13 protein-coding genes are annotated in these 12,644 nt (G+C 32.4%); all 13 read left to right on the top strand.

Annotated features, from left to right (window positions below; all coding sequences use genetic code 11):
* Positions 1-40 precede the first annotated feature (40 nt).
* Entirely contained in the window at positions 41-262 is a 222-nt protein-coding gene (locus MHM83_RS02075; RefSeq protein ID WP_047787956.1) for a DUF6341 family protein, read from the top strand.
* A gap of 12 nt (positions 263-274) precedes the next feature.
* Positions 275-946 (top strand): tRNA (guanosine(46)-N7)-methyltransferase TrmB, encoded by a 672-nt coding sequence (gene trmB / locus MHM83_RS02070; RefSeq protein ID WP_173358985.1) that lies wholly within the window; start codon positions 275-277, stop codon positions 944-946.
* Between the two features lie 200 nt (positions 947-1,146).
* On the top strand, positions 1,147-1,470 hold the full coding sequence (locus tag MHM83_RS02065) for an MGMT family protein (RefSeq protein ID WP_239178262.1): 324 nt from the start codon (positions 1,147-1,149) through the stop codon (positions 1,468-1,470).
* Entirely contained in the window at positions 1,467-2,012 is a 546-nt protein-coding gene (locus MHM83_RS02060) for a DUF4269 domain-containing protein (protein ID WP_239178261.1), read from the top strand. The genes MHM83_RS02065 and MHM83_RS02060 overlap by 4 nt, the downstream gene beginning before the upstream one ends.
* 175 nt (positions 2,013-2,187) lie before the next feature.
* Positions 2,188-3,318: an Mrp/NBP35 family ATP-binding protein gene (locus MHM83_RS02055; RefSeq protein ID WP_239178260.1), complete on the top strand. Its 1,131-nt coding sequence runs from the start codon at positions 2,188-2,190 to the stop codon at positions 3,316-3,318.
* A 6-nt stretch (positions 3,319-3,324) separates the two neighbouring features.
* Positions 3,325-3,561, top strand: coding sequence for a NifU family protein (locus MHM83_RS02050; RefSeq protein WP_047787951.1), 237 nt, complete (start codon positions 3,325-3,327; stop codon positions 3,559-3,561).
* A gap of 182 nt (positions 3,562-3,743) precedes the next feature.
* The gene (locus tag MHM83_RS02045) at positions 3,744-4,799 is read left to right on the top strand and encodes an NAD(P)/FAD-dependent oxidoreductase (protein WP_239178259.1); all 1,056 of its coding nucleotides are present in this window, start codon (positions 3,744-3,746) and stop codon (positions 4,797-4,799) included.
* Between the two features lie 2 nt (positions 4,800-4,801).
* Positions 4,802-5,698, top strand: a complete 897-nt coding sequence (locus tag MHM83_RS02040; RefSeq protein WP_239178258.1) for a sterol desaturase family protein — start codon at positions 4,802-4,804, stop codon at positions 5,696-5,698.
* Between the two features lie 6 nt (positions 5,699-5,704).
* Positions 5,705-6,037 carry a 2Fe-2S iron-sulfur cluster-binding protein gene (locus MHM83_RS02035; RefSeq protein ID WP_073182284.1) on the top strand — a complete coding sequence of 111 codons (333 nt, stop codon included), beginning with the start codon at positions 5,705-5,707 and terminating at the stop codon, positions 6,035-6,037.
* A 168-nt stretch (positions 6,038-6,205) separates the two neighbouring features.
* Positions 6,206-7,714 carry a pyridoxal phosphate-dependent decarboxylase family protein gene (locus tag MHM83_RS02030; protein ID WP_239178257.1) on the top strand — a complete coding sequence of 503 codons (1,509 nt, stop codon included), beginning with the start codon at positions 6,206-6,208 and terminating at the stop codon, positions 7,712-7,714.
* A gap of 5 nt (positions 7,715-7,719) precedes the next feature.
* Positions 7,720-9,042 (top strand): lysine N(6)-hydroxylase/L-ornithine N(5)-oxygenase family protein, encoded by a 1,323-nt coding sequence (locus MHM83_RS02025; protein WP_239178256.1) that lies wholly within the window; start codon positions 7,720-7,722, stop codon positions 9,040-9,042.
* Positions 9,029-10,222, top strand: a complete 1,194-nt coding sequence (locus MHM83_RS02020; RefSeq protein WP_239178255.1) for an MFS transporter — start codon at positions 9,029-9,031, stop codon at positions 10,220-10,222. The genes MHM83_RS02025 and MHM83_RS02020 overlap by 14 nt, the downstream gene beginning before the upstream one ends.
* 3 nt (positions 10,223-10,225) lie before the next feature.
* Entirely contained in the window at positions 10,226-12,643 is a 2,418-nt protein-coding gene (locus tag MHM83_RS02015) for a GNAT family N-acetyltransferase (protein WP_239178254.1), read from the top strand.
* The last annotated feature ends 1 nt before the right edge of the window (position 12,644 follow it).

Genomic DNA, 12,644 nt, shown 5'->3' with positions numbered 1-12,644 from the left:
TTTCTTTTTATATTTTTGCAGCTGTAAAGATACTTAAGATATGATAGCAGGCAATATTTTTAGATGGATTGGTAGTTTATTTACCGACTTTTTATTTGCACCATTCAATTGGTTACGCTTAACGTTAGCTAAATCAGATGCAGGTTGGTGGACTTCAAACGCTGTAAACTGGTTCTTTTTATTAGTGTTATTAGTGTTATTTGCATATTGGATGAAAGAAGCTGCTCGTTTTAAAAGAGAAGGAACAGAAGATAGAGCCTAATTTCTACACACTTTGGGAAGCAAAAATAAATTAAAACGTTTCAAAGAAAATGAAACGTTTGCTAACGTTATTCAACCAACACGCGAAGAAGTAATTAACGATTTTTCTTATAAAGGAAAATGGAATACTTTTTTTAAAAACGACAATCCAATAGTTTTAGAGCTAGGTTGTGGTAAAGGTGAGTACACGATTGCTTTAGCAGAAAAAAATCCTGATAAAAACTTTATTGGAATTGATATTAAAGGTGCACGATTTTGGCGAGGAGCTAAAACAGCACTAGAAAATAACATGGAAAATGTAGCTTTTATTAGAACTCAAATAGAGTTAGTAGATTATATTTTTGCTGAAAATGAAGTTTCTGAAATTTGGATTACTTTCCCAGATCCTCAAATAAAATATAAGCGTACTAAACATCGTATGACGAATTCTGAGTTTTTAAAGAAATACCATGGTATTTTAAATTCAGAAGGAACAGTTAATCTAAAAACTGATAGTGAATTCATGCATGGTTACACTTTAGGTTTATTGCATGGAGAAGGTCACGAAATTTTGCACTCTAATCATGATGTGTATAAAAATGTGTACAGTCCAGAAGAGGTAACCAGTACGCAAACATTCTACGAAAAACAATATTTAGAAATCGGAAAACCGATTACTTATATAAAATTTAAACTTAATTACTAATCCTGCTTTTTGCAGGATTTTTTGCCTCGGACGTTTCCTTTTGGGTCGTGCTTTCCGAGTTACATGGTAGCTTGCTGTAACCGCTAACGTATTGGTTTTTTGATAAATGTTCGTTCGAGTGATTTTCAAGATTGAAATGAGTGAAAATTGTATCGAGAACCATATTCGTATATTTTTTAAAAGAATCCTATCTTTACCACATGGCAGATAAAAATTTCTTCGAAAAAGTGTACGAAGTAGCACGTTTAATACCACATGGAAGAGTTACAAGTTACGGAGCTATAGCAACCTATTTAGGAGCAGCTCGTTCAGCAAGAATGGTTGGTTGGGCAATGAATAACTCTTCAGAAAAAGAAGTACCAGCGCATCGAGTAGTAAATAGAAAAGGATTGTTAACAGGAAAACACCATTTTGATGGGACAAATCTTATGAAACAATTGTTAGAAAGTGAAGGAATAGAGGTGGTTGAGAATCAAATTCAAGATTTTGAAAAGGTATTTTGGAATCCAAGTGAAGAATTGTGATAAACTTCAGAGATATAACATACTTAAAAGAAGGAACTGTCCGTCAAAAAGAAGCTCATAAAGTATTATTAGAGCTGAATATTTTTAAACTATTAAAACACTTCAACCCTATTTTAGTGGGTACTATACCCATCAATATTGATGTAGACTCAAGTGATTTAGATATTATTTGTCAAAGTGATAATCATGAAGAGTTTGTAAAAGTTGTGAGCGAAAACTATGGAGAGTTTTCAAGGTTTGAAATAAAGACGATTCCATCATACAAAAACTTAAAAACAACAATTATTACATTTGAGTACAAGGCTTTTCCAATAGAGATTTTTGTACAAAATAAACTATCAGAAGAGCAAGACTCATATCTACACATGCTTATTGAATATCAAGTATTGTTAAAAAAAGGAAAAGAATTTAGGTCTAAAATTATAGCTCTAAAACAACAAGGATTTAAAACTGAACCAGCGTTTGCACAACTTTTAGGTCTAGAGGGTAATCCGTATGAAGTGTTATTAACATACGGGTTTGAGAAAGGTTATATTTCTTGATTTTTTCTAAAAAAATCAAGTTTAAAATCATCTATAAAACCAACTTATCAACCTATAAATATTACCAATCTAAAGACTTTATTTTCTGAGGGCTAAAACGTATCTTTGCAGTTAAGATTAAATAAAAATAAGCAACAAGCTTGTCGCTTGCTGTTTAAAGCATATAGCATAAAACATGAGTTTTAAAAAACAAGATATATACAAAGCGTTAGAAACCATAACGGCACCAGGAGAAGGTAAAAGTTTAGTAGAAAACGAAAAAATAACAAATGTAGTTACATTTGGAAATGAGGTTATTGTAGATGTTACTATTTCAAATCCATCATTACAAGCAAAAAAGAAGGTAGAAGTTGAGATAATGAAAGCAATTCACCAACACGTTGATCAAAAAATCGATGTAAAAGTGAATGTGAAGGTGGAAGTTCAACAAAAAGAAAATCCAAATCAAATTAGAGGGAAAGAAATTCCCAATATTCAAAATATCATAGCTATAGCTTCAGGTAAAGGTGGAGTAGGAAAATCTACCATTACCTCAAACATGGCAGTTTCATTAGCAAAAATGGGCTTTAAAGTAGGAGTGTTAGATGCCGATGTTTATGGACCATCACAGCACTTAATGTTTGATGTAGAAAGAGAAAAACCATTAGCGGTAAACGTAAATGGGCGTTCAAAAATGAAGCCGATTGAAAGTTATGGAGTAAAACTATTATCATTAGGTTTCTTTACAGATCCAAGTCAGGCAGTGATTTGGCGTGGACCAATGGCTTCAAAAGCGTTAAATCAATTAATTTTTGATGCAGATTGGGGAGAGTTAGATTTCTTATTAATAGATTTACCTCCAGGAACAGGAGATGTACATTTATCAATAGTGCAAGCAGTACCAATTAACGGTGCGGTCGTGGTAAGTACACCTCAAAACATTGCCTTAGCAGATGCTAAAAAAGGAGTGGCAATGTTTAAACAAGAAAGTATTAACGTACCAGTATTAGGTATCGTTGAAAATATGGCGTATTTTACACCAGCAGAACTTCCTAACAATAAATATTATATTTTTGGAGAAGGAGGTGCTAAAAATTTAGCAGAAGATATTGAAACTAGTTTCTTAGGAGAAATACCATTAGTACAAAGCATACGAGAAGCAGGTGATGTTGGACACCCAGTAGCGTTACAAGAAAATACACCACTAGCAGAAGCTTTTACAGAGGTAACTAAAGAAATGGTTTCGCAACTATTAAAAAGAAATGCAAACTTACCACCAACAGAAGTAGTACGAATTACTACTATGAGTGGTTGTAGCTCAAAATAAGCAGTTATGGCAACAGAAGACATAAGAAATAACGTAGAAAAAGCGTTGGAAGAAATCCGCCCTTTTTTAGTAAGTGATGGAGGTAATATAAAATTATTATCTATAGAAAACAGTACAGTAAAAGTACAATTAGAAGGAGCTTGTAGTGGATGTTCTGTTAATCAAATGACTCTGAAAAATGGAGTAGAGGCAACAATAAAAAAATACGCACCAGAAATTAAAGAGGTAATTAATGTTGAATAACCTGATTTATATCAGGTTTTGATTAACAAAAGTATCATATTTTTGAGTTTTAAGCGTTTCCTTTACTTATTTTTTTATACAATAAGTAACACTTAAACAGGCCTTTCAATTATTAACACATACAATTCCTGCCTTATTTTTAAGGTGGGAATCTCAATATAAAAAGAAAATTTTGTTACAAAATGATAAATACAGATATACTTATTATTGGAGCAGGGCCTACTGGGCTTTTTACTGTTTTTGAAGCAGGGTTGTTAAAATTACGTTGCCATTTAATTGATGCCTTACCGCAACCAGGAGGGCAATGTTCAGAAATTTATCCCAAAAAGCCAATTTACGATATTCCAGCATATCCAGAAATTTTAGCAGGTGATTTAACCGATAAATTAATGGAACAAATTAAACAATTTGAACCAGGTTTTACACTAGGTGAACGTGCTGATACTATTGAAAAGCAAGAAGACGGAACGTTTATTGTAACTACCAATAAAGGAACAAAGCACCAAGCACCCGTAGTAGCAATTGCAGGAGGCTTAGGAAGCTTTGAACCACGTAAACCACCGATTCCTAATATTGCAGATTTTGAAGACAAAGGAGTAGAATACATGATTAAAGAACCAGAAATTTATCGTGACAAAAACGTGGTAATTGCTGGAGGAGGAGACTCTGCTTTAGATTGGTCTATCTTCTTAACAGATGTGGCAAAATCTGTAACGTTAATTCACAGAAGAAATGAATTCCGTGGAGCTTTAGACTCTGTTGATAAAGTACAAGAGTTAAAAAATGAAGGTAAACTAATGTTAATTACACCAGCAGAAGTTAAAGGTATTGTAGGAGAAGAAAAGGTAGAAGGCGTAGTAGTAGAGCAAAAAGATAAAGAACCATTTACATTACCTTGTGAACATTTTATTCCGTTATTTGGATTGTCTCCAAAATTAGGCCCTATTGCAAATTGGGGATTAGAAATTGAGAAGAATGCCATAAAAGTAAATAATGCATTAGACTATCAAACAAATGTAGAAGGAATTTATGCAATTGGAGATGTAAATACATATCCAGGAAAGTTAAAATTAATTCTATGCGGATTCCATGAAGCAACCTTAATGTGCCAGAGTGCTTACAAACGTATTCATCCAGATAAAAAATATGTGATGAAGTATACGACGGTAGGTGGTGTTGATGGATTTGATGGTACTAGAAAAGAAGCCCCAAAAGCAGTAGTTAAAGCGATTAATTAAGCATGACATTAACTGAATATATACAGCAGTTATCAGAAGATAAATTATTGTATTTCGCCTTACCTGTATTTTTCATTTGCATGTTGGTAGAATACCGAATAGCAAAAGAAAAATACCATGGTAAAGACACTGGAGTATCAATGCTAATGATGGTATTTTCTGCTATTGTTGAGTTTATTCCGAAAATTTTAGCCTTCATAGCGTTTTTCTATTTGTATGAGATGAGTCCGTTAAAAGGTATAGCTCAACGTCAATGGTGGGCATGGATTTTATTGTTATTGGCTGATGATTTTGCTTATTACTGGTTTCACCGATTAAATCACGAAGTACGTTTGTTTTGGGCAGGTCATGTACCACATCATTCATCGGTGCATATGAATTTAGGAACAGCATTGCGTCAAGGAGTCGGTGAACGTATCCATAAATTTTTCTTTTGGATGTGGATTCCTTTATTAGGATTTGATCCATTAATGATGTTTACTATGATGGGAATCAGTTTAATTTATCAGTTTTTTGTGCATACAGAATTGGTAGATAAACTTCCGAAGCCTATTGAATTAATTTTCAATACACCATCACATCATAGAGTACATCACGCATCTAATATTCGTTATTTAGATTGTAATCATGCAGGAATTTTAATTATTTGGGATCGTATCTTTGGTACTTTCTCTGAAGAATTAAAAGAAATTGATAAACCAGTATATGGATTAACCGTAAATATTGAAACGTTTAATCCAGTAAAAGTGGCTACTCATGAATATGCTGCAATTTGGAAGGATGTTAAAAGAGCTGATACATGGAGTGATAAGCTAAATTATATCTTTAACTCACCCGGTTGGACACATGATGGAGAAGATAAAAGAGCAAAAACACTTCGAAAAAAAATGAACCTGTAAAATAAAATGGAACAAGATATTACTATAAAAATTACTGATCGTGACGGGGTAACGCATGAGATACAAGCACCCACAGATATGGCAATGAATTTGATGGAAGTGGTTCGTTCGTACGAATTAGCTCCTGAAGGAACTATTGGAATTTGTGGTGGAATGGCAATGTGTGCTTCTTGTCAATGCTATGTAAAATCAGATCATGAATTGCCAGAAATGGGAGATGATGAAGAAGCAATGTTAGCAGAGGCTTTTTATGTAGAAGATAATAGCCGATTAGGGTGTCAAATACAAATGACCCCAGATTTAGATGGTTTAGAAGTTGAGTTAGCTCCAGAGAGTTAAGAACAAAAGAATAAAATTTTTAAAGCGCAGTATTTAGTGTACACTAAATACTGCGCTTTCTTTTTATAAAATATACCACTTACGTCATTTTAAATTCCATTTGCGTCATTTAATTTGTTTGGTCTAAATATATTTTTGCTTCAAATTATTAAGACTAAATAAAAATAAATGATTCTAAAAACTCCCCCTTCATTAAAAGAATTGTCATTAAATAGTTATTTGTTTAGTGATGAGTCTGTAAAGTTATATGAAGAATACATTCAAAAAACATTTTCTTATATAGAGCGGTTTTTATCTAACAGAACTTTTTATAAAGGAGATGAGCTTGCAGAAATTCTAAAAAACAAAGAACAAGCTAAGCTAATAAATATTGAGGAAACACAAGCGATAGATAGTGTTTTAGAAGAGCTAAACAATTTATATATAAAAAATGCTATTGCTTTTCACAATCCAACTTATGTAGCACACCTAAATTGTCCAATTACACTCCCTTCTATTGTAGCAGAAATGATTGCAACTACAATTAATACAGCCGTTGAAACATGGGATCAGAGTACTTCGGCAACTTTTATAGAAGAAGAAGTAATTCAATGGACTTCAAAAGTATTTAATATGTCTGATAATTCAGATGGAGTATTCACAAGTGGAGGAACACAGTCTAACTTTATGGCAATGTTAATGGCCAGAGACGATTATGCTTTCAAACATTTTGGCATAAACATTAAGCAACATGGGTGGAGTAATGAAATAAGTAAGTTTAGAATTTTTTGTTCTGAAAAAGCCCACTTTAGTATTCAAAAGAGTGCAGCTCTTTTAGGTATGGGATATGATTCTGTTATTCCAGTAAGAGTAGATGAAAGAATGCAAATGGATACTAACGAGTTAGTCTTGGCTATAGAAAAAACAAAACAAGAAGATAATATTCCAATTGCAATAGTAGCTACATTAGGAACTACCGATTACGGTAGTTTTGATTCAATTAAAATCATAGGGAAAATTGCTAAAGAAAATCAAATGTGGCTACATGCAGATGGAGCATATGGAGGAGCCTATGCACTAACGAACACGCATAAAGAATATTTTAATGGTATTGAAATGGTTAATTCAATAACGGTTGATTTTCATAAAACTCTGTTTCAACCAGTAAGTTGTAGTGCTTTTTTGGTAAATAATAAACAATATTTTAAGTACGTATCATATTATGCAGATTATTTAAACCCTATTGAAGAGAAAGATTCTCAAAGACCAAATCTTATAGAAAAATCTATTCAAACGACACGTCGTTTCGATGCCTTAAAAGTTTGGTTAACTTTAAAAACTCTAGGAACAAAAACAATTGCTAACTACTTAGAAGAAGTACATTACCTAGCTAAAAATGTATACTTAGAAATTAAAGATAAAGACTGTTTTGAAACTGTACATGAACCAGAATTAAGCACACTAGTATTTAGGTATAAAGCACAAGGTATTAAAGAGAACAGGATTCATGATGCTATAAATTTATATATAAAGAACACTTTATACAAAGCAGGAAAAGCATCCATAGCAAGTACCAAATTAAATGGTAACATATATCTAAAATTTACGCTACTAAACCCTAAAAATACAATTAACAATCTCCTATACATTATAGAAATGATTCAAACTACAGGAGAACAATACAAAATAACAAACTAGAAAAAATGAAGAATAATACAGTTGATTTTATAGCCATAGGTGTAGGACCTTTTAACTTAGGTTTAGCTTGCTTATCAGAACCAATTGAAGATTTAAATGGAGTGTTTCTTGATAAAAAAGAAAAATTTGATTGGCATCCAGGAATGTTATTAGAAGATACAACTTTACAAGTTCCTTTCATGGCAGATCTAGTAACTCTTGCTGATCCTACAAATCCTTTTAGTTTTTTAAATTATATTAAAGAACAGGGCAGAATATATTCTTTTTACATACGAGAAAATTTCTTATTACTTAGAAACGAATACAATCATTATTGTCAGTGGGTAATTAGTAAACTTTCTAATATATATTTTAATACAGAAGTAACGAATATAGACTACGATCAAAAAGACGGCATTTATGTAGTTACTAGTGTTTGCACAAAAACACAAGAAATTAAAATTTATAAAGCAAAAAAACTGGTTCTAGGAACAGGAACACAACCTTACATTCCTGCTTGTTGTAAAAAGCTAAAAGATGCTGCTGTTCATTCATCACAATACTTACCTAACAAAGAGCAACTACAAAATAAAAAAAGGATAACAGTATTGGGAAGCGGACAAAGTGCTGCTGAAATATTTTTTGATTTATTACAAGAAATAGATACTAAAGGATATGAATTGAATTGGATTACCCGCTCACCACGTTTCTTTCCTTTAGAGTATGCTAAGCTAACATTAGAAATGACTTCTCCAGAGTATGTAGATTACTTTTACAACTTACCAGCATCCAAAAGAGATGCACTCATTAAAAATCAAAAGCATTTATACAAAGGGATAAATCAAGATTTAATAGGAGCTATTCACGATACATTATACGCAAAAAGAGTCCTATCAAAAGAACCATTAAAAGTTTCATTACGTACTAACTCTGAATTGAAAACTACCAAGGTATCAGATGAAGGCATTAAACTAGAACTTCACCAAGTAGAACAAGACAAATATTTTGAACATGAAACAGATGGACTTGTCCTTGCTACAGGATATGAATATAAATTACCAGAGTTTATTGAAGGAATTTCAAATAGAATTCTATGGGATGTTAAAAATCGATTTGATGTACAGCGTAACTATTCAATTGATGAAAATCATAATGAAATTTTTGTTCAAAATGTAGAATTATATACACATGGATTTGTTACACCAGATTTAGGGATGGCTGCTTACAGAAATTCTTATATAATCAAAGAAATAACAGGAGTAGAGCATTATCCTATTGAGCAAAAGATAGCATTTCAGCAGTTTGAGGTTACACAAGAGGAAGAAATAGAACTCAATGTCTTTGCATAAAGGTATGAAGTTAAAAACATTTTTAATAGTAATGACGTTGGTTGCAGTAGTAAGTGATTATTTACTGCATCCATTTTATCCACAATTTTTTGAGCTTCGTTTTGGAATGACAAACCCTAAAAATGTAGGATATTACTTTGCAGCCATCTGTTTTATGGTAATGATTGCATTTCCATTTTGGGCATATATTTCTAAAAAAATATCAGAATTAAATATTCTAGTGTACACCCAAGCAGTTGCAGGCGTATTAGCATTGTATTGTTACTACACTACATCGTACATTAATTTTTGGGTAGTATCTCTTATCATGGTACTATTTAAAGGAAGTTATTTACTGGTATATCCGTACATTTTAAAAATCATTACAAAAGAAGAACATCCAAGTACAATCGGATTGCTTTCAGTAGTGGTACATTTAGGAGGTATTTTAGGAGCTGTGCTTGGAGGTATAACGGTAGATTATATAAACCCAAGTAGCATTTTTTTAATAATGGCAGCAGGAGATTTTATTCAAATGGTTATGAGTGGTTATTTATTAAAAAGTAAAAAGTATGCTACCGATTTAATCATTTCAGAAGAATCTACCGCTACTGATAAAAAGATAATTCCGAAAGGATTTATCTTGAAATTAGGACTAATTACGTTGATATTATACTTCAGCGACTTTTTAATTAGGCCTTTCTTTTCATCATATTGGGAAAGTTTTTCAACGTACAAAAGCAAATTGGTTTCAGGTACTATATACGCTATCCCGGGCTTTGTAGCCTTAGTAGCCTTGTGGATTAATAATAAGCGAAAATCAAAAGGGCATGAAGGAATTATAAATGCCTTGTTTATAGGGTTAATTGGACTTACGCTACAAGGAATACCCAATGAATCAGTGGTTGTTTTAGGGCGAATTATTTATGGCTGGGCAATTTTTCAAGGAGTTGTGAAATTCGACATTTTATTATTTGAATTAAGCACGCCAGAATCATACTCGGTTGATTATAGTAAAATACATTTCTTCCAAAACTTAGGCGTATTACTAGCTTCTTTAAATGTAGGAGTTATAGTCGATAGTTTCGATTTACGAATGCCTTTTATTATTGCATTAGGCGGATTTACACTCACATTGGTCTTGTACTTTATTGTATTTAAATCGGTAAGAAAAGTACATAAACAACTAGCTAAAACCTAAATTATGATAACAACTGATGCCATAGTTTTTTCAAAAGAGTATAAAGGTTTAGGAACAATAACCATTCGTCCTTTTCAAATAAAAAAAGACAGTGTTTTTTTACAGCAATGGGTAACTCAAGAATATGCTGTTTTTTGGGGGATGCAAAACGCAACAGTAAAAGAAGTTGAAGAAGAATATACCCAACTCATAGCCCCAGAACATTACGATGTTTTTGTAGGAATGTTTAATGGCGAACCGGCATTTATAGTAGAACGTTACAACCCGCAATTAGATATTATTAATGGTTTTTATAAAGCTAAAATATCCGATTGTGGTGTACATATTATTGTAGCACCGCCAAAAATCACTAAAACACCAAACTTTACGTGGTTTATGTTTCGAGCAATTATGGATTTTGTTTTTACAAACCCAACTATTAACAGAATAGTAGTAGAGCCAGATATTCGAAACAAAAAAATGTTTGCGCTGTGTCAACGCATAGGTTTTCAACTGGGAAAGGTGATAGAACTTCCTAACAAAACAGCACAATTAGCATTTTTAACCAAGACCAATTACCAACAAAAAATCCAATCCTTTTCACCATTTAAAAGAAGTGCCATGAATACCTTAGATAATGTGGTTTCTCCACAACAATCAACACAACATATACAACCAAAAGTGTGGCAAAAAGCCAACTTATTACTAGTGAAAAAAGCATTGTGTGAGTTTTCGCATGAACTATTAATACAACCAGTAATAATTCAAGAAGTAGATAACGGATATAAACTGTATAAAGTTTATGCAGATGACACAGAAATTCAATATGAGTTTAAAGCAAAACCAATGGCTTTGAATCATTTGATGATTGATGAAAACTCCATAAGAAAATATATAAAAGAAGTTGAAGAAGAAATTGATGCAATTACATTTATAAAAGAATTTAGAAAAGCGTTAGGGATTGCTGATGAAAAAATGCCTGTGTATTTAGAAGAAGTTATAAGTACACTATACGGAAGTGCATTTAAAATTACCAAAGGAAACCCTACTGTAGAAGAATTAGCAACGGCCGATTTTCAAACGATAGAACAATCTATGACCGAAGGGCATCCGGGGTTTGTAGCAAATAATGGTAGAATAGGGTTTGACAGCAGCGATTATCGTTCTTATGCACCAGAAGCGGGAAATTCTTTTTCGTTATTATGGTTGGCAGGACATAAGTTAAAAGCAGTTTTTTCAGCGATAGAAGCATTGCCTTATGAAAGCCTAATACATCAGGAATTAGATGTTGATACCATAGCACAATTCAACAAAATAATTGAAGAAAAAGGCTTCAGTCCAAAAGACTACTTGTTTATACCTGTTCATCCATGGCAATGGTTTAACAAACTAGCTACAATTTTTGCTTCAGAAGTAGCCAAAGGAGATTTAATTTGCTTAGGATACGGACCAGATCAATACTTAGCACAACAATCAATTAGAACGTTATTCAATATAAGCAATCCGCAGAAATTTTATACCAAATCGGCATTATCTATTTTAAACATGGGCTTTATGAGAGGATTGCCTTTATACTACTTAGGAACAGCTCCAAAAATGGCAGTTTGGTTAGAAAACCTATTATATAACGATGCTTATATAAAGACAAACGGATTTAGAATGTTAAGTGAAATAGGTTCGGTTAGCTATGTGAATCCATATTTTGAAGAGTTTGGACCACATAACGATTACAATAAAATGCTAGCTTCATTATGGAGAGAAAGTCCATATTCTGTGGTTAAAGAAAACCAAAAACCACTAACGATGGCAGCATTATTACATATAGATCATTATGGAAAAGCATTGTTGCCGGAAATGATTAAAGACTCAGGTATTTCAATAGATAATTGGTTACGTAGCTATTTAAAAGCGTACTTAAGCCCAATGTTACACTGTTTTTACTATTACGATTTAGTGTTTATGCCACATGGGGAAAACATTATTTTGGTATTAGAAAATAACATTCCTGTATATGCTTTACTAAAGGATATTACAGAAGAAGCATGTATTTTAAATCCTGAAGTTGAGCTACCAGAAGAGTTAAAAAGAATGTATGCGCCAGTACCAGAAGATGTCAAGTTACTATCCATATTTACAGATATGTTTGATGGGTTCTTTCGCTTTTTAGCCCCAATTTTAGAAAAACATGCGAATTATGGAGAGCATCGTTTTTGGGAACTCGTAGCAGAAAATATTCATGAATATCAAGAGCAGTTTCCTGAACTGTCAGGCAAGTTTAAACAGTATGATTTATTTGCTGAAGATTTTAAACTTTCGTGTTTAAATAGGTTGCAATTAAATAATCATAAACAAATGATTGATTTAGATGACCCTGTTGCCCTACTCCAATTTGCAGGAAAGTTAAAAAACCCAATAGCGGTATTTAAAAACCAAGAAGTATAAT

The organism is Tenacibaculum sp. Mcav3-52 (genome assembly GCF_022347665.1).
Taxonomy (GTDB): Bacteria; Bacteroidota; Bacteroidia; order Flavobacteriales; family Flavobacteriaceae; genus Polaribacter; species Polaribacter mesophilus.
The sequence above is the reverse complement of the archived record's forward strand: the minus strand, read 5'-3'. Positions and strand labels throughout refer to the sequence as shown.